This is a genomic window from Collimonas sp. OK607 (genome assembly GCF_900111995.1).
In the GTDB taxonomy this organism is placed as follows: Bacteria; Pseudomonadota; Gammaproteobacteria; order Burkholderiales; family Burkholderiaceae_D; genus Collimonas.
Genome location: NZ_FOKF01000031.1, coordinates 1 through 20,157, shown reverse-complemented (window position 1 = coordinate 20,157; position 20,157 = coordinate 1). Strand labels below are relative to the sequence as shown.

General features: G+C 56.5%; 22 protein-coding genes and 3 tRNA genes. 18 read left to right on the top strand and 7 right to left on the bottom strand.

Annotated features, from left to right (window positions below; translation table 11 throughout):
• The first annotated feature begins 238 nt into the window (after positions 1–238).
• The 4 genes from BM029_RS18850 (at position 239) to BM029_RS18835 (ending at position 3,440) form a co-directional block, all read left to right on the top strand.
• Positions 239–1,342 carry an MGDG synthase family glycosyltransferase gene (locus BM029_RS18850; RefSeq protein ID WP_092438641.1) on the top strand — a complete coding sequence of 368 codons (1,104 nt, stop codon included), beginning with the start codon at positions 239–241 and terminating at the stop codon, positions 1,340–1,342.
• The gene (locus BM029_RS18845; RefSeq protein WP_092438639.1) at positions 1,339–1,845 is read left to right on the top strand and encodes a hypothetical protein; all 507 of its coding nucleotides are present in this window, start codon (positions 1,339–1,341) and stop codon (positions 1,843–1,845) included. The genes BM029_RS18850 and BM029_RS18845 overlap by 4 nt, the downstream gene beginning before the upstream one ends.
• Before the next feature lie 216 nt (positions 1,846–2,061).
• Positions 2,062–2,763, top strand: a complete 702-nt coding sequence (locus BM029_RS18840) for a GntR family transcriptional regulator (RefSeq protein WP_244545123.1) — start codon at positions 2,062–2,064, stop codon at positions 2,761–2,763.
• Between the two features lie 137 nt (positions 2,764–2,900).
• On the top strand, positions 2,901–3,440 hold the full coding sequence (locus BM029_RS18835) for a DUF6622 family protein (protein ID WP_092438635.1): 540 nt from the start codon (positions 2,901–2,903) through the stop codon (positions 3,438–3,440).
• A gap of 77 nt (positions 3,441–3,517) precedes the next feature.
• Here the strand turns inward: BM029_RS18835 and BM029_RS18830 are convergent, their stop codons facing one another.
• Complete coding sequence (locus BM029_RS18830) at positions 3,518–3,718, bottom strand: YbdD/YjiX family protein (RefSeq protein ID WP_041742732.1); 201 nt, start codon at positions 3,716–3,718, stop codon at positions 3,518–3,520.
• 10 nt (positions 3,719–3,728) lie between these two features.
• On the bottom strand, positions 3,729–5,801 hold the full coding sequence (locus tag BM029_RS18825; protein ID WP_092438633.1) for a carbon starvation CstA family protein: 2,073 nt from the start codon (positions 5,799–5,801) through the stop codon (positions 3,729–3,731).
• 231 nt (positions 5,802–6,032) lie between these two features.
• On the opposite strand from BM029_RS18825, the gene BM029_RS18820 reads away from it, so the two are divergent.
• Positions 6,033–7,403, top strand: a complete 1,371-nt coding sequence (locus tag BM029_RS18820; protein ID WP_092438631.1) for a cache domain-containing protein — start codon at positions 6,033–6,035, stop codon at positions 7,401–7,403.
• Complete coding sequence (locus tag BM029_RS18815) at positions 7,396–8,022, top strand: response regulator (RefSeq protein ID WP_092438629.1); 627 nt, start codon at positions 7,396–7,398, stop codon at positions 8,020–8,022. The genes BM029_RS18820 and BM029_RS18815 overlap by 8 nt, the downstream gene beginning before the upstream one ends.
• Positions 8,023–8,046: 24 nt before the next feature.
• On the opposite strand, the gene BM029_RS18810 is transcribed toward BM029_RS18815, so the two are convergent.
• The gene (locus tag BM029_RS18810; RefSeq protein ID WP_092438697.1) at positions 8,047–8,526 is read right to left on the bottom strand and encodes an SRPBCC family protein; all 480 of its coding nucleotides are present in this window, start codon (positions 8,524–8,526) and stop codon (positions 8,047–8,049) included.
• Positions 8,527–8,684: 158 nt separating this feature from the next.
• Here BM029_RS18810 and BM029_RS18805 point away from each other — a divergent pair, with 158 nt between their 5' ends.
• From BM029_RS18805 to BM029_RS18795, 3 genes are all read left to right on the top strand, one after another.
• Positions 8,685–10,748: a UvrD-helicase domain-containing protein gene (locus BM029_RS18805; protein WP_092438627.1), complete on the top strand. Its 2,064-nt coding sequence runs from the start codon at positions 8,685–8,687 to the stop codon at positions 10,746–10,748.
• 41 nt (positions 10,749–10,789) lie between these two features.
• Positions 10,790–11,095, top strand: a complete 306-nt coding sequence (locus tag BM029_RS18800; protein WP_092438625.1) for a DUF4404 family protein — start codon at positions 10,790–10,792, stop codon at positions 11,093–11,095.
• A gap of 217 nt (positions 11,096–11,312) precedes the next feature.
• Complete coding sequence (locus BM029_RS18795; RefSeq protein ID WP_092438623.1) at positions 11,313–12,212, top strand: recombination-associated protein RdgC; 900 nt, start codon at positions 11,313–11,315, stop codon at positions 12,210–12,212.
• A gap of 27 nt (positions 12,213–12,239) precedes the next feature.
• Here BM029_RS18795 and BM029_RS18790 read toward each other — a convergent pair whose 3' ends face one another.
• Complete coding sequence (locus tag BM029_RS18790; protein ID WP_092438621.1) at positions 12,240–13,370, bottom strand: GGDEF domain-containing protein; 1,131 nt, start codon at positions 13,368–13,370, stop codon at positions 12,240–12,242.
• A 288-nt stretch (positions 13,371–13,658) separates the two neighbouring features.
• Here BM029_RS18790 and BM029_RS18785 point away from each other — a divergent pair, with 288 nt between their 5' ends.
• Entirely contained in the window at positions 13,659–14,177 is a 519-nt protein-coding gene (locus BM029_RS18785; protein ID WP_092438619.1) for a hypothetical protein, read from the top strand.
• A 59-nt stretch (positions 14,178–14,236) separates the two neighbouring features.
• Here BM029_RS18785 and BM029_RS18780 read toward each other — a convergent pair.
• Together BM029_RS18780 and BM029_RS18775 are read right to left on the bottom strand one after the other, a co-directional pair.
• Positions 14,237–14,313 (bottom strand) — tRNA-Asp (locus tag BM029_RS18780).
• A gap of 35 nt (positions 14,314–14,348) precedes the next feature.
• Positions 14,349–14,424, bottom strand: a tRNA-Val gene (locus BM029_RS18775).
• A 403-nt stretch (positions 14,425–14,827) separates the two neighbouring features.
• On the opposite strand from BM029_RS18775, the gene BM029_RS18770 reads away from it, so the two are divergent.
• The 7 genes from BM029_RS18770 (at position 14,828) to BM029_RS18740 (ending at position 18,538) form a co-directional block, all read left to right on the top strand.
• Positions 14,828–15,292 (top strand): energy transducer TonB, encoded by a 465-nt coding sequence (locus BM029_RS18770; RefSeq protein WP_170851139.1) that lies wholly within the window; start codon positions 14,828–14,830, stop codon positions 15,290–15,292.
• A gap of 178 nt (positions 15,293–15,470) precedes the next feature.
• Positions 15,471–15,881: a nucleoside diphosphate kinase regulator gene (rnk, locus tag BM029_RS18765; protein WP_092438617.1), complete on the top strand. Its 411-nt coding sequence runs from the start codon at positions 15,471–15,473 to the stop codon at positions 15,879–15,881.
• 100 nt (positions 15,882–15,981) lie between these two features.
• A complete protein-coding gene (locus BM029_RS18760) occupies positions 15,982–16,491 on the top strand; it encodes a hypothetical protein (RefSeq protein WP_092438615.1) in 510 nt (169 codons plus the stop codon).
• 212 nt (positions 16,492–16,703) lie between these two features.
• Positions 16,704–17,003, top strand: coding sequence for an ElaB/YgaM/YqjD family protein (locus tag BM029_RS18755; protein WP_092438614.1), 300 nt, complete (start codon positions 16,704–16,706; stop codon positions 17,001–17,003).
• A 24-nt stretch (positions 17,004–17,027) separates the two neighbouring features.
• The gene (locus tag BM029_RS18750; protein ID WP_092438612.1) at positions 17,028–17,414 is read left to right on the top strand and encodes a phage holin family protein; all 387 of its coding nucleotides are present in this window, start codon (positions 17,028–17,030) and stop codon (positions 17,412–17,414) included.
• Between the two features lie 14 nt (positions 17,415–17,428).
• Complete coding sequence (locus BM029_RS18745; RefSeq protein ID WP_139217285.1) at positions 17,429–17,806, top strand: hypothetical protein; 378 nt, start codon at positions 17,429–17,431, stop codon at positions 17,804–17,806.
• Between the two features lie 66 nt (positions 17,807–17,872).
• Positions 17,873–18,538, top strand: coding sequence for a YiaD family glycine zipper/OmpA-like lipoprotein (locus BM029_RS18740; protein WP_092438608.1), 666 nt, complete (start codon positions 17,873–17,875; stop codon positions 18,536–18,538).
• A gap of 103 nt (positions 18,539–18,641) precedes the next feature.
• Here the strand turns inward: BM029_RS18740 and BM029_RS18735 are convergent, their stop codons facing one another.
• Positions 18,642–19,250: a c-type cytochrome gene (locus tag BM029_RS18735; protein ID WP_092438606.1), complete on the bottom strand. Its 609-nt coding sequence runs from the start codon at positions 19,248–19,250 to the stop codon at positions 18,642–18,644.
• Between the two features lie 200 nt (positions 19,251–19,450).
• On the opposite strand from BM029_RS18735, the gene BM029_RS18730 reads away from it, so the two are divergent.
• Positions 19,451–19,526, top strand: a tRNA-Arg gene (locus BM029_RS18730).
• The last annotated feature ends 631 nt before the right edge of the window (positions 19,527–20,157 follow it).

Here is a 20,157-nt window from a genome sequence, read left to right as displayed (position 1 = left end):
ATTGTTTGTCATAAATGTCATTTTACTCAGCGCTGATTTATCCCTATCATCAGCGTGTTCGGGCAGGAGTGCCCGGTAAAAATCCGAATGCAGATTGCAAGGAGTATGCTTGAAAGTAGTCACTTTTGCATTACCGGCAGCAAACCGATGATGGCCGGAGCATATTATTCATAAGCCAGTCAAAGCCCCGCGCCCACGTAAACTATTACTGTTAAGCGTCTCCGCCGGCGCCGGCCACATGCGCGCCGCCGAGGCGCTCAGGGCCTATGCCGCCGCCGAATTCCCCGACACCGAAGCGATCCACCTGGATGCGATGGACTACGTACCCGCCGGGTTCCGTGCGGTATATACCGATTTTTATCTGCATCTGGTAAATCGCCATCCTGCGTTGTGGGGCTATGTTTACCAAAAGAGCGACAAGGCCTTGACCAACTCGCCAACGCAAAAACTGCGGCGTGCGATTGAACGCATCAGCACCCGCCCCTTGCGTGCCGCGATCCAGGCGGCGGCGCCGGACGCCATCATTTGTACCCACTTCCTGCCGGCCGAATTGCTCGCGCGCGAAATCGGCAGCCAGCGTGTGGTGTGCCCGGTCTGGGTACAAGTTACGGATTTCGATTTGCACAGCATGTGGCTGCAACCGCTGATGCGCGGTTATTTTGCCGCCACCGAAGAAATCGCCTATCGCATGCGGGCGCGCGGCCTGGCGGCCGATGCGGTACACGTGACCGGCATCCCGATCATGCCGGGATTCGGGCAACCGCTGGATCGCCGGCGGTGCGCACAGCAATTCGGCCTGGATCCCGACCGCAAGATTATCCTGATGATGTCGGGCGGCGCCGGTATCGGCGATCTCGATAAGACCGTGCAACGGCTGCTGGAGCTGACCGACGATTTCCAGCTGGTGGCGCTGGCGGGTAAAAACGCCACGCTGCTAGCCAACCTGCAGCAACTGGCAGCGGCCCATCCCGGCCGCCTGTTTCCTTTCGGCTTTACCCACCACGTGGAACAATTGATGGCGTGCGCCGATCTGGCGATTACCAAACCGGGCGGCCTGACTACCTCCGAATGCCTGGCGATGGGGGTACCGATGATCATCCACTCGCCGATCCCGGGCCAGGAAGAACGCAACGCCGACTATCTGCTGGAACAAGGCGCAGCGCTGAAAGCGATCGACCTGACCGCACTGGCATTCCGGGTTCAGCAACTGCTGCAACAGCCGGAACAGCTTCAACGCCTGCGGCAGCACAGCCTGACGTTGGGCCGCCCGCATGCCGGCCGCGCGGTGCTGCAAACTGTCTTTAGCAAACTCGATTCTCAATTTCATACGATATCCACATGACCGCAACGACACCTTTCCGCCGCTTGTTCGGCATGCTGTTCTGGGCGGTGCTGACTGCCTTTTTTTTCGCCAATGTAGAAATCCAGATCGAGGGCGCCGCCGGCTGGGCCGCCAACTTGCCGACCTGGCGCATCGAACATCACTGGCTACTCGACATCTTCTGGGGCGGCCGCGCCATGACCGGTTATCACGCCTGGATTTTCCCTTTCATTGCGCTGATGTTCCACTATCCGATCTGGTTCAACGGCAGTTGGGACTGGCGCGCCGAAGCCCGGATCATGGCATCCATCATGGTGTTCTGGATCAGCGAAGACTGGCTGTGGTTTGTACTCAACCCGGCTTATGGACTGGGACGCTTCAATCCGGTCGACGTCCCGTGGCATAAGCATTGGCTTGGCGGCGTGCCGGTCGACTACTGGATTTATTCGGTAGTGGCGATCCTGTTGTTGTGGCTGGCCGAGCGCAAGTCGCGTCCGGCAAACGTAGCGTTGAAACAAAGCTGAACCAATATGTGAATCTCTGGTTCTGTATAGAAGTAGAGATTCACATATGTATTGTAAAAACAACCGGAACTTGGTAAATTGCGGACCCGTTCCAAGTTTGAAATGTTGTTAATGCTGATCAAAAAAAACGCAAAAAAAACGCCTCTCTCTCAAAAAAACGCGTCTCTCTCGCAAAAAAATGCGTCTCTCCCGATAGAAAACGGGTCTGATCCGCGCTTGCCGCGTTATCTGCAAGTCCGTGACGATCTGCTCCAAAGGATCGCTTTGCGTAGCTGGGCCGCTGATGAAGCGCTGCCATCCGAGGACAAACTGGCCGCCGAATATGAAATTGCAGTCGGCACCATGCGCAAGGTGCTGGACGCGCTAGTCACCGACGGCGTCGTCGATCGCGTGCGCGGACGCGGGACATTCGTCGCGCGTGCTGCCGAACGCTCATCGATGCTGCGTTTCGTGCGGCAACACGTTAAAGCTAAAAACCAGCTGCCGACCGCTGAGATCCGGTCGATGACCACCGCCATACCGCCCGTTGCGGTGGCGGATAAACTCAAGCTCAAGCCTCGCGACAAAGCGCTGTATCTGCATCGCACTCGTTCTTTAGATGATGAAATCGTGCTGTCGGAACATATCTGGTTGCCGCTGGCGCGCTTCAGGAAGCTGCAAAAATATCTGAAAAACAATTCTCCTGCATCCCTGTATCCCGTCTATGAGAGCGAATGCGACGTGCTGGTCTCGCGCGCCATCGATGATTTGACAGCGAAGCCGCTGAACCGGGCCAATGCTTCCGTGTTCAAGCTGAAAACCAAGACAGTGGCGATCTGCGTCGAGCGGCTGATGCTGGATCACGCCGGCGAACCGGTCGAGTGGCGCACTTCCTTTGTGCCGGCTGAGCGTTTCCAGTATTCGGCAGAAATCCGCTAGGGTTTTGCCAATTGGGGCAGTGCGCCATCCTCCCTGGCTGTCGATTCACGACGTATTCCTGCATTTCGTCGCTTTGCGCTTCTCCCGCTTCTGCGGCGACCAGATAATCGCCGCAGATCAATCAACCGGAGAACGACATGCTTGCACAGATCATTTCACACACACCGCTTTGGGTTTGGGCTCTACTGGCTTTCCTGATCTATCGCGGCGTCCTGGCCAGTATCGATCGCGAACTGACGCTGAAAAAGCTGGCCATTATTCCGCTGGTAATGTTGGCGCTGTCCTGGCAGGGCGTGTCCACTGTGTTCGGCGTCACGCCGCTGCCTATGCTGTGCTGGCTGCTGGCGGCCACCGTCGCGGCGAGCTTGAACTGGCGCCTGTTCAGGAAGGATCGCGTAACTGCTTATCCGGAACGCGGGGTGGTGTTCCAGCGCGGTAGCTGGCTGCCATTGATGCTGATGATGGGGATTTTCCTGACCAAATATACGGTCGGGGTGACGCTGGCGATGCATCCGGCGTTAGCGCACGATGCCGCATTTACAGCCGTTGTCTGCGCACTTTATGGCATCTTTAACGGCATGTTCATCGGCCGCCTGCCGCGTGTCGTCAGCCTGTATCACAATGCACAACAAGGACAACAAGCGCCAGGCGCTTGTAACGGTCAATTGAACGGCTGAAAACAGGGCGAAAAAAATGCCGACCGGCGAACCGGTCGGCACAAACATCCCCCACAGGACGCCTAATTTTTAAGCAGCTAGCAGCAGCGGCCAACCCGGCCATTGCCGCCATAGCGCGCTTCCTGGCGTTCCTTGAAAAACTCTTCGTAGCTCATCATCGGTTCGCCAGGATGGGTGTTTTCCATATGCGTGACGTAAGTGCCGTACTCAGGCAAACCCACCATCAGCCGCATGGTTTGCCCGAGATAGCGCCCGGCTTTCGATAATTCTTCCAGCATGACCAACCTTTCAGGCGGACGGCAGAGCGCTCGCCGGTAATGATTCAAACGGAGTTTCGCTGGTGCTCGGGCGATGGCTCGCGCGCGCAGCCAGCACGGTCTTGATGCCGAAACCGAGAATGCTCACCAGCACCAGGATGAAGAAAGCGGCCAGGCCTGCATCCAGGTAATCGTTGAAGATCACCTGCTGCATTTGCGCGATCGATTTCGCCGGCGCCAGCAATTTTCCTTCTGCCAGCGCAGCCTGATACTTGGCGGCGTGGGTCAGGAAGCCGACGCGTGGATTGGCGTCGAATATTTTTTGCCAGCCTGCGGTCAAGGTGCAAATCAGAATCCAGACGGTCGGCACGATGGTGACCCAGGCAAAGCGGTCGCGCTTCATCTTGAACAATACGCAGGTCGCCAGAATCAAGGCGATCCCCGCCAGCATCTGGTTGGAAATGCCGAACAAAGGCCACAAGGTATTGATGCCGCCCAGCGGATCGACTACGCCTTGGTACAGGAAATAACCCCAGCCGGCGACGCACAAAGCGGTCGCAATCAGGCTGGCCGGCAGCGAATCGATCTTGCGCATGGATGGCACGAAAGTACCGAGCAGATCCTGCAGCATGAAACGACCGGCGCGCGTGCCCGCATCGACTGCGGTCAGGATGAACAGCGCTTCGAACAGAATCGCAAAGTGATACCAGAACGCCATCATCACTTTTCCGCCGCCGATGCTCGACAAGATGTGCGCCATGCCGACCGCCAGCGTCGGTGCCCCGCCGGCGCGGGAAATGATGCTGTGCTCGCCGACGTCTTTAGCCACCTGTGCCAGCATTTCCGGCGTTACATGGAAACCCCATTGCGACACGGCTTGCGCTGCCGTTTCAACGGTAGTGCCGATCAACGCGGCCGGACTGTTCATCGCAAAATACACGCCTGGCTCGATGCAGGATGCCGCGATCAACGCCATGATGGCGACAAACGACTCCATCAGCATCGCACCGTAGCCGATGAAGCGCGCATGGCGTTCGTTTTCCAGCAGTTTCGGCGTGGTGCCGGAAGCGATCAGCGCGTGGAAACCGGATACTGCGCCGCAGGCTATGGTAATGAACAGGAAGGGGAACAAGCTGCCTGACCAGACCGGGCCGGAGCCGTCCATGAATTGGGTGAAGGCCGGCATTTTCAGCTCCGGCGCAACGAACACGATACCCAGCGCCAGGCCGACGATGGTGCCGATCTTGAGGAAAGTCGACAAATAATCACGCGGCGCCAGCAACAGCCAGACCGGCAGCACCGAAGCGATGAAACCGTAACCGATCAGCATCCAGGTCAGTTCCTTACCGGTGAAGGTGAACATGGCGCCCAATACCGGATGTTCCTGCACATACTGGCCGCCGACAATCGCCAACATCAACAACACAAAGCCTATCAGCGAAATTTCGCCGATACGTCCCGGCCGAAGATAGCGGGTATACACGCCCATGAACAAGGCGATCGGGATAGTCACCGCGACCGTGAAAGTACCCCACGGCGATTCTGCCAGCGCTTTAACGACGATCAACGCCAGCACCGCCAGGATGATCACCATGATCATGAAAGTGCCGAACAAAGCGATCACGCCCGGTACCGTGCCCAACTCGGACTTGATCAGATCGCCCAGCGAGCGACCGTCGCGGCGGGTTGAGATAAACAACACCATCAAGTCCTGCACCGCGCCGGCAAACACCACACCGGCCAAGATCCACAACATGCCCGGCAGATAACCCATCTGCGCGGCCAGCACCGGGCCGACCAACGGACCAGCGCCGGCAATTGCGGCAAAGTGATGGCCGAACAAGACATTCTTGTTGGTCGGAACATAGTCCAGCCCGTCGTTGTACTTATAGGCAGGCGTCATGCGCGTGGCGTCGAGACCCAGTACTTTGTCGGAAATGTAGAGGCTGTAGAAACGGTAGGCGATCAGATAGACGCAGACAGCGGCAATCACGATCCAGATAGCACTGATGGATTCGCCACGTTGCAGGCCGATATAGCCAAACGCGAATGCACCAAGCAGGGCCAGCGCAAGCCAGCCCATTTTTGAAAATAGACGATTCATTGTTCTCCTCCCAGGCGGGATTGGATGTTGTGGAATATTGTTTTTATCAGGCGGCAGAGTGCGCCGCCGCAGCATCGAGGCCGCGGCCAAAGTATTTGGCATATGCGATTTGTGGACAAGCGAGGAACTACGCAATGTGCTTACGTAGCACTACGTAGTCGAAGTGGAAATTCGCGTCGGCTTACTAGACGTTTTTTGTGAATCCCTCGCGATTCCGAGTAAAGTAACGCCATGAAATTACGGCAAAAAATCATCTTCCTGGCCATCGTTCCCCTGATCCTGGCGCTATGCGCGATCGCCCTGGCGGTGCGCCACCAGGCGATTTCGCTTGGCCAGCAGCAACGCGCAACAATCCAGGCGGCCTATCTGGCCAGCAAGGAAGCCGAGCTGAAGCACTACGTGGCGCTGGCCACGCGTTCGATCGCCCATCTGTACGATTCCGGCCGTAACGATCCGGCCACGCTGGACGAGGCAAAGGCAATCCTGGCCAAGTTATCTTATGGCGACGACGGTTACTTCTTTATCTACGACATGCAAGGCAAGAGCCTGATGCATCCGCGCCAGCCGGAACTGGTCGGACAAGATCTGTGGGATATGAAAGACGCCAACGGCAGCCTGACTATCCAGCATCTGATAGAACGCGCCAAAAGCGGCGGTGGCTTTGAGCGCTACCTGTGGGAAAAACCGTCCAGCCACCATGTCGCGCCCAAACTCGGTTATGTGGTGGCGCTGCCCAACTGGGGCTGGATGCTGGGCACCGGCATCTATCTCGATGACGTCGACGAAGCACTGAACCAGATCGACGCCCAGGTATCCGGCAATATCCGCAACACCATGTGGTGGATTACCGCCATCGCAATCCTCAGCGCGCTGGCGGTAGGTGTATCGGGACTGGTATTGAACATCAGCGAACATCGGGTGGCTGACGCCAAACTTAAAGTCCTGGCGCAACGCGTGGTGCGCTCGCAGGAGGAGGAGCGGGCCAGGCTCTCGCGCGACCTGCACGACGGCATCAGCCAGTGGCTGGTATCGATCAAATTGCAGATCGAAGCCGCCATCGCCAGGCTCGACAGCGGGCCGCAACAGATCGCCGCCGCCCGCGCGACTTTCGAACGCACTGCCGGCCAGCTCAATGACGTATTAGGTGAGGTGCGCCGCATCTCGCACGATCTGCGGCCGGCGATCCTGGATGATCTCGGGTTAGCGGCGGCACTTGATCATCTGACACATGAATGGCTGGAACATGCCGGCATTCCGATCACGTTCAAGCACACCGGCAGTACCGACGGCATGCCTGCGGTCGCCAATACGGTGTTGTTCCGCATCGCCCAGGAAGCCTTGACCAACATCTCCCGCCATTCCCAGGCAACGCAGATCAATGTGCTGTTGCAAGGCGATGCGCAAGCGATTACCCTGACCGTGCAAGATAACGGCGTCGGTTTCGATGTCGATCAGATCGACGGCAATCCGAAACGCGGCATCGGCCTGCGCAATATGGTTGAGCGGCTGGAAGCGGTTGGCGGTACCCTCAAGGTCAGTTCTTCAGCAGCAGGCACCACGGTGCTCGCAACCATTCCGCACCCACACTATTCCTATGTCTGAAACAGTCACAAAAATCATGCTGGTCGACGATCACCCATTGGTGCGCGACGGCTTGCGGGCGCGGCTTGAAGCCGTACCGACGTTCGCCATCGTGGCCGAAGCCGGCAGCGCCGAAGAAGCTTTGCAACGCGCGGAACAGCAGCCGATCGACCTGATCCTGATGGATATCAATCTGCGCGGCAGCATCAACGGCATCGACCTGACCGCGCGCTTTCACGTCGACTTCCCGGAAATCGCGGTGCTGATCCTGAGCATGCACGACAAGACCGAATACCTGATGCAGTCGGTGCAGGCTGGCGCCCGCGGCTATGTATTGAAGGATGCGCCCGGCAAGGACATCGTGCATGCGATAGAAACCGTGATTTCCGGCGGCATGTACTACAGCGCCGCGCTGGCGCAAAAACTGGCGCGGCCGATGACGCCGGGGCAATTACTGACCGCGCGCGAACGCCAGGTATTGCAACATATCTCCAATGGCGAATCGAACAAGCAGATCGCGCGCGAGCTGGATTTAAGCGTGCGCACCGTTGAAACCCACCGGCTGAATATCAAGCGCAAGCTGGAGATCGAGGGGCAGGCGGAACTGATCAAGTTTGCAGTGGAAAACAATTTCCGCTGAAGCGTTTACTCAAACCTGCAATTGTTACCCTAGCCGGCCCTCTGCAGCCAGTTCGCGGATCACTCGAATGGTGTCGATGTCAGCTTCTTCATAAGCCGAGCGCCGGAATTCGTCATAAAATTCCTGTTCGGCTTGCGCCGCCGGTTGCCGCTCAACCGCCTCGTCTTCATACTCAAACCGTACGAACAACATGTCCGGTCCGGGTTCTTCAATCGTCATGATCAGGCTGGAGCCGCCGATATCTTGCTGTTTGGGCACCTGATAGCGCACCTGCAACTGCGGCAGGTAACTGACCACGTCCTTGACGATTACTTTGCCATACCGCAATTCACGCGTCACCGACTGCACCGATTTGTCGGACAGGCTGCAATCGTCCAGATGTTCAACAAACAACTTCGGCTGTTCAGCCCGCATCACGAGCCCTCGCCATAGCTGTTCGCGGGTCAAAGAGTCGATCAGCGGGTTAAGGGGATCGTTGATTTCGATCAGATGACTGAATTTCATGGCATGTCCGGCAAGATAGTTGATAACGGATTGTCCCATATTCAGCACTAAAGCTGCTGCAACTCGCTGATACAACACGCCAGCAACCGTACCCGCCCCTCGCGCACTGTTAAAATACAGCGCTTTGCTCCTTCAGGTCAGTCGCTGCGCTGTAACTTATGTCGTCTACTCCCAATTTCGGTCTCAATACTCCCCAACGGGAAGCCGTCAAGTACCTCGACGGCCCCTGTCTGGTGCTGGCCGGCGCTGGCTCGGGCAAGACACGCGTGATTACGCAGAAAATCCAGCATCTGATCGAGGATTGCGGTTACGACCCCAAGCATATCGCCGCGCTCACCTTTACCAACAAGGCTGCCACCGAAATGCAGGAGCGTATCGCCAAGCTCCTGAAAAACCCGAAACAAGCCAAGCACATCACCGTCAGCACCTTCCATTCGCTGGGGGTCAAGATCCTGCGCCAGGAAGCGCGCGAACTGGGCTTGAAAGATCGCTTCTCCATCATGGATAGCGACGACTGCTTTTCGATTGTGCAAGACCTGGCGATTACCACCGATAAACAGCTGATCCGCCGTATCCAGACCGCCATGTCGCTATGGAAGAACGGCCTGATCGATCCCGAACAAGCCATCAAGCAAGCCGTTACCGAAGACGAAGCGCAGGCAGCGCGGATTTACCGCAGCTATGTGGCGACGCTGGCGGCCTATCAGGCGGTCGATTTCGACGATCTGATCCGCCTGCCGGTGGAACTGTTCCGCAGCAATGAAGCGGTGCGCGATAAATGGCAACGACGGCTGCGCTATCTGCTGGTCGATGAATATCAAGATACCAACACCTGCCAGTACGAACTAGTCAAGCTGCTGGTGACGGGGCTTGGCAAGAAGCCGATGTTCACCGCGGTGGGCGACGACGACCAGGCGATCTACGCCTGGCGCGGCGCTACCATCGAAAACCTCAAAACCCTGCAGGTCGATTTCCCCGACTTGAAAGTAATCAAGCTGGAACAAAACTACCGTTCCTCGACCCGCATCCTGCAAGCCGCCAACGCGGTGATCGGCAACAATCCCAAGCTGTTCGACAAAAAACTGTGGTCGGAACACGGGCTGGGCGATCCGATCAAGGTGATGGGCATGGAGGACGACGAAAAGGAAGCGGAGCAGGTGGCGATCATGCTGTCGGCGCATCGCTTCGAGCGGCGCGCCAAATTTTCCGATTACGCCATCCTGTACCGCGGCAACCATCAGGCGCGGACCTTTGAAAAAGCCCTGCGGCGCGAACGCATCCCGTACACGATGTCGGGCGGCCAGAGCTTTTTCGACCGCGCCGAAATCAAGGACATCATCAGTTACCTGCGCCTGATCGCCAACGAGGACGACGATCCGGCCTTCATCCGCGCCATCACCACGCCCAAGCGCGGCGTCGGCCAGGCTACGCTGGAAGTGTTAGGCACTGTGGCCGGGCAATGGCAATGTTCGCTGTTCGAAGCGGTGTTCAAGGGCGGCATCGAAGCCAAGCTGACCGATCGCCAGCTCTATCCGCTGCGTGAATTCTGCCATTTCATCAATCAGCTGGAAGCCCGCGCCAGCCGCGTCGGCCCTGCCGGCAGCGGTGAGAATGCCGCCGCCGTGCTGGACGACATGATGAAGGAAATCAATTACGAACATTATCTGTACGATAGCTTCGACGACCGTGCGGCGCAAGGCAAGTGGCAGAACGTGCTGGACTTCACCAACTGGCTGAAGGAAAAAGGCACCGGCGGCAAGGATGGCGCCGGCGAAGAGCGCAATCTGCTAGAGCTGACCCAGATGGTGGCGCTGATGTCGATGCTGGAAGGTCGCGACGAGGAACCGGATGCGGTACGCATGTCGACTTTGCACGCTTCCAAGGGCCTGGAATATCCGCATGTGTTCCTGATCGGGGTCGAGGAGGGCATCTTGCCGCATAAGGGCGATCCGGATGCACCGCCTGAGACTATCGCTGCCCGGATCGAAGAAGAACGGCGCCTGATGTATGTCGGCATCACGCGCGCCCAGCGCAGTTTGCATGTCAGCTGGTGCAAGAAGCGCAAGCGCGCCGGCGAATCGGTTGTTTGTGAAATATCACGCTTCGTCAAGGAAATGCGGCTCGACGAGGGCGACGCCATGCCAACCGAGGCTGAACAGATCACTCCGCAAAATCGTCTGGCCAATTTGAAGGCTTTGTTGCAGAAGCCGAGAGCCGCGTGAGATGATAAGCACTACAGCAAAACCACTCCAGGAGTAATACCATGAGCATAGACAACATCAAGACATCGCTGGAAAAACTCCGCAGCACGCTGGAAAGCAGCGGCACGGTGGACAGCGAGTTGAACGGCTTGCTGCAATCGCTGGATACCGACATCCAGGAATTGCTGAAATCTTCGGAGGCCACAACAACGACGCCAACGTCGACGGCGTCAGAACCCGCCTCCGATATCCGCTCCGCCCTGATAGAACGCGCCCAAGGCATTTCTGCTCGTCTGGCGGTACGTCATCCGCATCTGCAACCTGTATTGCGTGAAATTGCGGATACCTTGACCAATATGGGCATTTGATCGAGACTAGATCGAAGCTCATCTGGCAGGCCGGAGAGGATAGCACCTCCCGTCCTGCACACTTTTCAGGCAAGCCTGGCGACAGCTGCAAGAATTAGCGCTACGCTCATCCGCCCTGCTTGTTTAGCCATCTCATTTGATTGCTTTGCTCCCTGAACTCCCCCTGCTTAGCCGGTTGGGAACAGAGCAATTGTCGTTATTTTTTTATTGGAACAATATGTGGTTTAAAAATCTGCAGATCTACCGTATTCCCGCACCATGGGCCATTTCGGCCGAACAACTGGAGGCGTTCCTGGCGCCGCAGGCATTTGCCAAGTGCAGCAGCCTGGAATTGCAAAGCCAGGGTTGGCTGTCGCCGCGCGACAACGGCATGCTGGTGCATACCGTAAATCGCCAGATGATGATTTTGCTGGGTACGGAAAAGAAATTATTGCCGGCCACGGTCGTCAATCAGGTGACCAAGGCGCGTGCCGCGGAAATTGAAGAGCAACAAGGCTATGCGCCCGGCCGCAAGCAATTGAAAGATCTCAAGGAACAAGTTACTGACGAACTGCTGCCGCGCGCGTTCAGTATCCAGCGCAATACCTGGGTCTGGATCGATCCGGTCAACGGCTGGCTGGTGATCGACGCCGCCAGTCCGACCAAGGCAGAAGAAATCCTCAAACTGTTGCTGGGATCCGTCGACAAATTGCTGGTTTCGGGTCTGCGCACTGCCCATTCGCCGCTGACCTCGATGACCAACTGGCTGGCATCGGACGAAGCGCCGCACGGCTTTACCGTGGATCAGGACACCGAATTACGCGCCGCCGGCGAAGGCAAGGCCACCGTGCGCTATGTGCGCCACACTATCGAAGCCGACGACGTGCGGCGTCATATCGCCTCCGGCAAGCAATGCACGCGGCTGGCAATGACCTGGGCCGACCACATTTCCTTCGTGCTGACCGAATCGCTGGCAATCAAGCGTATCGCCCCGCTAGACGTGCTGAAGGAAGGCAACGACACCAGCAGCAAGAATGACGACGAACGTTTCGATTCCGACATGATGCTGATGACCGGCGAGCTCAACAAGATGCTGGGCGACCTGGTATTTGCGCTGGGTGGCGAACCGGCGGTCTGAAACCCCGGCCCGCCATTGCTCTAACCCTTAGAAAGCCCTGATGGTGGTGCCGCCGTCGGAAGACTCGAAACTGTCAGGGCTGATCATGACGCGGTTACGGCCTGCCGCCTTGGCACCGTACAGCGCCATGTCGGCGCGCTGGAATGCCTCGTCGATGCTCTCGCCCGGGCGGAAATCGGTAATCCCGATGGAGGCCGTCAAAATAATATCCTTGCCGAACTTGCTCCAGTCGTACATCTCGGTCTCGGCGCAGATCCGGTCCAGCGCCGTCACCCCCTCTTGCACTGTGGTGCCGGTCAACACCAGTACGAACTCGTCGCCGCCGTAACGGGCAAAGTGGTCGCTCAGGCGCATTTCATTACGCACGATCTCAACAAAAGTCTTCAGCACCATATCACCGGCAGCGTGGCCAAAATTGTCGTTAACCGACTTGAAGCCGTCCAGATCCAGGATCGCGATGCAGAAAGGCGTGCCGCCACGCTGGAATCGCTTTTGCTCGACCGCCAGGATTTCCATCAGCGAACGGCGGTTTTCGATATTGGTCAGCTCATCGCGGGTAGCCAGCTCCTGGACCCGTTTCATCGCCAGCACCAGTTGCTGGTTCTTTTCCATGATCTTGCGCTGCATGCGGCTCAGCATATTGGTCAGGTAGATGCAACGGCCCAGCGTCAGGATGAAGGACAGGCACACCAGCAACTGGCTGAAATTGTTCGCCACCGGTAGCCGCAGGTGCGCTCCGGCCACGCTGAAAGCCAGCACCAGGGCTAGCGAACCGATCAGCCAGCTCACCACGTACCAGAAGGTACTCAGCCCCAGTACCCCGAAGCCGTAGATGATGAAGAAATTGATCAGGAACAGGTAGCCTACCTGCGGCGCCAGGATCATGAATCCGGTCTGTAGCAGCAAGGCGATGACCACTTGCGGGAACGTCAGGGCCGGATCCTTGTAACCCCGGTTGAAGCCGCCACGGATTATCAGGTAGAAAATACCGTTGGTTATCACCACGGCCATGCCGTAAAGCAGCGCGATTTCCGGCTCGATCACCCCGGCGCGGGCAAAACCCCACAGCAGCAGGGTATCCAGCAGGCTGCTCAAGGCAGCACGCCCGAGCATGCCCAATGCCATCGCATTCACTTCTTTTCGTCGTTGCTGTTTCATGTCTCCGACTTCCCGTTGATTGCCATTGTTTTATTCACCCTCATAGGCAACCAGCGGTCACGTATGACCGACAGCGATTCATGTTTCGGGAGAAATGGGTGCAGGACATGGTGCCAAAGAGAAACAATAATGCCATGTTCTGGTGATCGCACGGATGCGGAATTAAGTTATGTATCAAAATTATTGCACTACAGATATTCTATAGCTTACTGGGAAATTAAGCCGCATCGGCATAAGTGGCGCAGTAAATTTTAGGCGTCTTTAGCGTTTTAAGGGGTTCAGGGCACCATGAGAGTCATTATTTTGTTATTAGTTGCCGTCGGGATAGGCGGTTGGTACTGGAATCGTCAAAATTCCGTCGATGAGGCGAGCGTCACACGCTTTTACGACACTGCCACCGAGCACCTCCTGAATGGCCGCGGCAAGGAGTTGTGCGCCATGCTGAGCAAGGATTTCACGCGTACCGGCATCAACTCCACCAGCCAGGGACGGCTCCAAGAGAATTTCGACAAGGAAGAAACCTGCGACAAGTACGACAAGATGTTTGAATCGCTGGCCCAAGCCGGAAGGCAAGGCGGCATATCGACCAATTACCAGGTCACCATCGAGCATATCGAGATAGGCAAGGATCGCAAGAGCGCCGAGGTAAAGGTCGCCACCAATATCAGCATGGCCATCGGGCCGGTCGGCAGGATCGCCGAAACCAGGGATAAGAGCAGCGAAACCCTGGTGATCCGCAATGGCAAGCTTCTGCTGCAAAAATCCGAGGGTACTGCGATTACCCGTACCATCGGCGATCGGTTCTGATAGCACCTTAAATTGCGGGCGAAAAAAAAGACGACCTTGCGGTCGTCTTTTTCATGTTCTGGCGGAGTGGACGGGACTCGAACCCGCGACCCCCGGCGTGACAGGCCGGTATTCTAACCAACTGAACTACCACTCCTAAACTACTGCTTCATTTACGATCATTTGGCCACTTGGTGGGTGCTGAGAGGCTCGAACTCCCGACCTACGCCTTGTAAGGGCGCCGCTCTACCAACTGAGCTAAGCACCCAAAATGCACACTTAGACAGCCAAATTTTCTTAACGTATGTCACTACGTCTGAAGGGGGCAGATTGTACAACGGTTTTTTTAAATTTGCTAGTGCTTCGTCGCATTTTGTTTTGAAAAGTTTTTTGCAGTGCTGCATTATCGCCTGCAAACCCGCGTATTTACTAGGTTAGCGGGGGTTCGCAACGGGTTTTAATTTTCTCCGTAATTCGTCTCTGGAATTATTTTTACCGAGTCGGTTTGCCGAAACGGAACATCAGGCGCATATCGATTGTCTTAACAAAATACAGCCTGATAGAGATCGTTGCCAACGGTGCTGCTGCCGGATAATCCAGTCATCTTGGACTTTCGTTAAAAATTATCAATACTTATAAAATAATCAATAAAATCTATGGAGATGACTAAGATGAATGCCCGAATCAGGATTGGCTTGTACTCCATCAGCGCGCTCATGCTGGCCGCCTGTACCAACAAGCTGGCAGAATCGCCGCTGTCCTCCACCACTTCGACCGCAACCTCAACCGCCACCACGCTGGACGACTACAAGCGTGGGCTGGCGCAAAGAATTGCCGCGGTCAACTCGACCGAGGTATACGTCGGACGCCCGCAGGCATTATTGCGCGCCGTGATTGTCGTCAAATATTTTGTAGGCGCCGAAGGCCAACTGCTGCGCGCGGACATTTTGCGCACCAATCGAGACCGCACGGCCGAAGCAACCGCGCTGGCAACGCTACGCCGTGCCGCCCCCTTCCCCAAACCTGATAGCAGACTCGTGCGACGAGGCGAAGTCGAGATCTCCGAAAGCTGGCTGTTCAATAACGACGGCCGCTTCCAATTGCGCTCGATCGCAGAACGGCAGATGGACGAGTAACCACTATCCCACAGTCAGGACGCGATTGCGTCCGACTTGCTTCCAGCGCGCTTCTCGCCTACCATCGAGCTACCAGCCGGAACGCAAAGACAGACCCCGTGTGAGACTCCGCCTCGCCGCGTTCGCAAATTTATCCCCTTTATCCCCTTGATCCCCTTTTTTACGAGACAGCATCGCAATGGATAATCAGCCGCCACTCATCATTTCCAGTTTCGACCTGGAGCGCATTGAACAATTGATGGCATCGAACGCCTACCGCAACCTGCCCGGCATCGACGCCTTGCAGAACGAACTGGGCCGCGCCACCGTGGTAGCTCCCGAAGAAATTCCGCCGGGCGTCATCACGATGAATTCGGCGGTGCGTTTCGTCGATGAAGTCAGCAATACGGAATACGGCATGACGCTGGCCTATCCGGGCCCATCCAATGCACCCGACGCAGTGTCGATCCTGGCGCCGGTCGGCAGCGCTCTGCTGGGCCTGTCGGTGGGACAAAGCATCTCTTGGCAAGGTCCGGGCGGGCGGCCTTTAAAGCTGCGCATACTGGATGTGACCTATCAGCCGGAAGCCAACGGCGAATTCCATCTTTAACGGAACAGGCAATAGCGCGCTGCATCCATCAACGGTCCAGCCGCAAGTTTTCAATACGCGGGATTTTCGCATCGTTACACAAAGAATAAAGACAAACATCATGTTAAGCGCAGATTATCAACGCCCTACCAAACTCTACCGTTATTCGGAGCGGCAATGGCTGGAGCGCTCGCTGACGCTCGGAGAGTTCCGTTTGCGTCCACCCGCAGAGAGTCTGCAAATCAGCAACCTCCATCATTCGCGCGGCGCGACAAGCCGGGCGGCGCCGCAAATGCTGACCTTGAGCATGAGCAGCAGCGGTGACGCCAGCTTGTTCAACGCGTTCGCACCAGCCGATTGCTGCCTGGTGATTCACGACACAGAACAATTCGGCGAGCTGATCCACCGCGCCGCGCAGCGCGTGCTGCCGAACTGGGCCGGGATTGACGCCGCTGTCAGCTACGGCCAGCCGAGCCCGCTGGGCAGTGCTTTCAGCAAAACCAAACGCGACGCTTCTCACCACGAATGGCTGTTTGCCTGGCGGCCGGCGCAAGCGACGATTGCTTTGCGCCCCATTGTTATCCAGATCGGCAACATCGAAGCGATTGCGGAACTGCAGAACAAGAAATAAAAAATGCGATATAAAACTTGATTGCCGCAACATCAGTCGCCCGCACCGGGTGACCGCCAGACGCAAAGTAACTATCAAAAAAGCACTGTGTTGGCAGACTGGCATAAGAGCCTGTATTATCGACACACATCGATACGCCTAAGTTAGTAACACCGCAGCTTTTTACAGAAGCGGTTGCTACACTTGAAATTTACGAATGAAGGAGCTACACGATGCACCGATCCACTCTGAGAACCCGCAGCGATATCCGCAGCATGGTCGAAGATGCGCAACAACTGTTTCGCGAAGCAGCCACCAGCACCGGCGAAAAAGCCGAAGATCTGCGTAACAAAGGTTTGGAACTACTTGACTCTGCCGTGTCTAAGGCACAAGACGTGCAAGCTGCCGCAATTGAAGCAGGCAAGGAAATCGCCGCCACCACCGACGACTACGTCCAGGAAAATCCATGGCGAGCAATTGCTATTTCGGCCGGTATCGGCTTGCTGGTCGGCCTGGTCATTTCCCGCAAATAATCGCAATATAACTATCAGGCTCGCATGAACCCACAACAAGCCAAGCAAGGCAGTCCGGGTCTGGTGTCCGGGCTGGTCGGCACCGCCAAGAACATGTTTGCGCTGGTGATCAGCCGCATCGAGCTGGCCGCCCTCGAATTCTCCGAGATCGGCTCCCACCTGTTCAAGTTATTCCTGGTCTGCGCGCTCGGCATGGTCGCCTTGTGGTTTGCCCTGGCCTTCTGGAGCGGCCTGGTGCTGGTGCTGGCCTGGGAAACCCTCGGCTGGAAGATACTGCTGATCCTGGCCGTCTTCTTTACCATTCTTGCGATAGGCACCGGCCTGTACGTGCGTAGCGTGTTGCGCCAGGGCCGGCTCGGTTTGCCAGTGACCATGGCAGAGCTGCGTAAAGATCGTGACGCCTTACTTTGAACACGGGACCTGACATGAGCAGATACTCAGGGCTGGACAGTAAACTTTCAACCGCCGAGCGCAAGCAAATGCTGCTGGCGGAAGGCGCCGCCTTCCGCGCCGACATGCTCGCCTCGCGCGATATCGTGCGCGCTAACCTGAACAGCAAATCGGTAGCGTCCATTTTGCTAGGCCGGATAACCGGTATCGCTTCTTCGGCATTCAGCAATCCGATCAATCTCAAGACCGGCAATCTGCGCACCGTGCTGCCGCTGCTGCTGACCGGCGCCTCATGGTTATCCAGGCGCGGTACCCGCAAACCCCTTCTTATCGGCGCAACCGTCATCGCAGCAATCGGCGGCGCCTTATTTTTCAGCAGTAGAAATACCAAGGCAACAACGGACGACGAATAACCGCAATCTCCAACCGGAGATGCGGTTTTTTTGCTGATGCTGTCTCAACATTAGAGAGGAAATACCATGCATAAATTCAAGATCGGTGCCCTGGTTCTGGCAGTTACCGTGGCAACAGCAGGCTGTGCCAACATGACAGAAACCCAAAGAGACACGGGCATAGGCGCCGGCGCCGGCGCTGTACTGGGTGGCCTGGTGGGTGGTATTGCAGGCCCGGGCGGAGCCAAACGGACAGCTGCCGGTGCTGCAATTGGCGCTGCAATTGGCGCGGTTGGCGGCAATATCTGGGGTAAGCGCCAGCAAGAGCAAAAAGCAGCGATGGAAAAAGCTACTGCCGGTACTAACGTACAAGTCACTCAAACTGCGGATAACCGCCTGAAGGTCAACGTTCCAGCCGATACCGGCTTTGCTACCGGACGCGCCGACCTCAATCCGGCCCTGCGCCCGATCCTGGACCAGCTGGCGACAACACTGGTTCAAAGTCCGACATCGCTGGTGGAAGTCTACGGCCATACGGATAATACCGGCACCGACGCCATCAACGGCCCGCTGTCACGCCAACGCGCGCAGAATGTCAGCAGCTACCTGAGCAGCCGCGGCGTCGCGCCAAACCGCATCAGTATGGATGGCCTTGGCTCATCCCAGCCACTGGTTGCCAACGATACTGCGGCCAATCGTGCGGTTAATCGCCGTGCCGAGATTTATGTTCGCGAGCCGGCTCCTGCTCAATAAGGCCAGCAACCGGCTAATTGATCTGCCGACCAAGCCCACGGTCGAAAAAAAACCAGTCGATGTTTCGACTGGTTTTTTTTACGACTTCCGGATGCGGAATGAATTATTTTGCTGCCGGCTCCGAAGCAGCGCTGGCTGCGGCGGAAGCTGAAGCAGCCGCACTTGCCGATGCACCGGCAGCAGCGGCTGGCGCAGCGGGCGCCGGCACTTCCGGTTCCTTGAACTTGCCACCGGATTGATTGGCCATGTAGACCACGGCGCGCGCAACTTCGATATCGTCCAGGTCGGCATTACCGCCCTTGGCCGGCATCGCCCGCAAACCGTGCAACGCATATCCGACCACCTTGTCGTAGCCATCGGCCAGACGCGGACCCCAGGCGCCGGCATCGCCGACCTTAGGTGCACCGGCTACGCCAGCTGCATGGCAAGCTGCGCAAGTGGATTTGAAAACTTCTTCGCCCGACAATAATTGCTTCGGTGCGTTGACATCTTTGAAGGTGAAACCGGCATCGGCCACAGGGCTGATACGGGCGGCAATCGCTTCCGGCGTCTGCCCCTCGGAACCGGCGCCGACTTTCTTGCCGGCGGTAACGTATTGCACCAGCAATACGATGCAGATGATGGGGACCAAAAAGCCCGCTGCAATGGCAATGATCAGTTGCTTCGGTGTTCTGATCGCGGATTGATGTTCTTCGTTATGTGCGTCGCTCATGATTCCCTCAGTGCAATTTTCAAAGCCGTAGCCGGATAGGCGCAAAAAAACAGTTGAAACCGCCCAAACAGCACACGATCCCCCGCCAAACCCTTGATTATAGTCGCAATAATTACTATTTGGAACGGAGAAACGTTGCTTTACATGGACGCGCGCGCAGAAAAACGGTATCCTTCATGCCTCTTCACCGTTCCTCTTATGCGGCTGTAGCTCAGTGGATAGAGTATTGGCCTCCGAAGCCAAGGGTCGCTGGTTCGATTCCAGCCAGCCGCACCAGTTTTTCCCATACAAATCATTAGTTATGTGATGCGATATATTGCAGTGTGATACGGTATTTTGCTTATTTTGGCACACCACAATAGCTACTGATCTGACCCTTCCGGTATCCAATCGGAAATTTGTTCACCCAATCCTTGAGCTGATTCAGCTCAATAGTAATTTCCTGGCCACGTTTGAGTGTTGCAACGAATTCACTCCAAAATATCGCGGCTAAAGATATCGCATCATCATGATTGAGTAGCGCAAACCAGTGCAAGATTCCTTGCGTCACGCTCAACTCATATTTATATGGACGCCTCCTATTTGCCAAGGTTTTTTGTGTACTGCCAAACAGATAAGGATGCAGTTTTATATCCGGCCTTGTTGCAGACTGAACTCTGCTGGCCTTGATGGAATCCGCTGGCCCACACCTAATTTCTTTGACGAGCTCTTGGCTCTAAAGTGAGTTCAGGTTTCGTGAGCCCCGGTCTGACCTGTTTACCATCACACTCAATTACCTTGCGCAACCTTTCAACGTACTCATGTTGTAAAACTAATCAACTGCTGCTACGTAGCGCTCTATTCATGCAGCCTTGGTGCTGACGTAAGCGCGCTCATACTTTCGATCGTGCGCCAATAGCGCCCAGAT

Coding starts and splice junctions, on each gene's coding strand:
- BM029_RS18850 (WP_092438641.1), top strand. CDS start 239: ATGCGCGCCGCCGAGGCGCTCAGGGCCTATGCCGCCGCCGAATTCCCC.
- BM029_RS18845 (WP_092438639.1), top strand. CDS start 1,339: ATGACCGCAACGACACCTTTCCGCCGCTTGTTCGGCATGCTGTTCTGG.
- BM029_RS18835 (WP_092438635.1), top strand. CDS start 2,901: ATGCTTGCACAGATCATTTCACACACACCGCTTTGGGTTTGGGCTCTA.
- BM029_RS18830 (WP_041742732.1), bottom strand. CDS start 3,718: ATGCTGGAAGAATTATCGAAAGCCGGGCGCTATCTCGGGCAAACCATG.
- BM029_RS18825 (WP_092438633.1), bottom strand. CDS start 5,801: ATGAATCGTCTATTTTCAAAAATGGGCTGGCTTGCGCTGGCCCTGCTT.
- BM029_RS18820 (WP_092438631.1), top strand. CDS start 6,033: ATGAAATTACGGCAAAAAATCATCTTCCTGGCCATCGTTCCCCTGATC.
- BM029_RS18815 (WP_092438629.1), top strand. CDS start 7,396: ATGTCTGAAACAGTCACAAAAATCATGCTGGTCGACGATCACCCATTG.
- BM029_RS18810 (WP_092438697.1), bottom strand. CDS start 8,526: ATGAAATTCAGTCATCTGATCGAAATCAACGATCCCCTTAACCCGCTG.
- BM029_RS18805 (WP_092438627.1), top strand. CDS start 8,685: ATGTCGTCTACTCCCAATTTCGGTCTCAATACTCCCCAACGGGAAGCC.
- BM029_RS18800 (WP_092438625.1), top strand. CDS start 10,790: ATGAGCATAGACAACATCAAGACATCGCTGGAAAAACTCCGCAGCACG.
- BM029_RS18795 (WP_092438623.1), top strand. CDS start 11,313: ATGTGGTTTAAAAATCTGCAGATCTACCGTATTCCCGCACCATGGGCC.
- BM029_RS18790 (WP_092438621.1), bottom strand. CDS start 13,370: ATGAAACAGCAACGACGAAAAGAAGTGAATGCGATGGCATTGGGCATG.
- BM029_RS18785 (WP_092438619.1), top strand. CDS start 13,659: ATGAGAGTCATTATTTTGTTATTAGTTGCCGTCGGGATAGGCGGTTGG.
- BM029_RS18770 (WP_170851139.1), top strand. CDS start 14,828: ATGAATGCCCGAATCAGGATTGGCTTGTACTCCATCAGCGCGCTCATG.
- rnk (WP_092438617.1), top strand. CDS start 15,471: ATGGATAATCAGCCGCCACTCATCATTTCCAGTTTCGACCTGGAGCGC.
- BM029_RS18760 (WP_092438615.1), top strand. CDS start 15,982: ATGTTAAGCGCAGATTATCAACGCCCTACCAAACTCTACCGTTATTCG.
- BM029_RS18755 (WP_092438614.1), top strand. CDS start 16,704: ATGCACCGATCCACTCTGAGAACCCGCAGCGATATCCGCAGCATGGTC.
- BM029_RS18750 (WP_092438612.1), top strand. CDS start 17,028: ATGAACCCACAACAAGCCAAGCAAGGCAGTCCGGGTCTGGTGTCCGGG.
- BM029_RS18745 (WP_139217285.1), top strand. CDS start 17,429: ATGAGCAGATACTCAGGGCTGGACAGTAAACTTTCAACCGCCGAGCGC.
- BM029_RS18740 (WP_092438608.1), top strand. CDS start 17,873: ATGCATAAATTCAAGATCGGTGCCCTGGTTCTGGCAGTTACCGTGGCA.
- BM029_RS18735 (WP_092438606.1), bottom strand. CDS start 19,250: ATGAGCGACGCACATAACGAAGAACATCAATCCGCGATCAGAACACCG.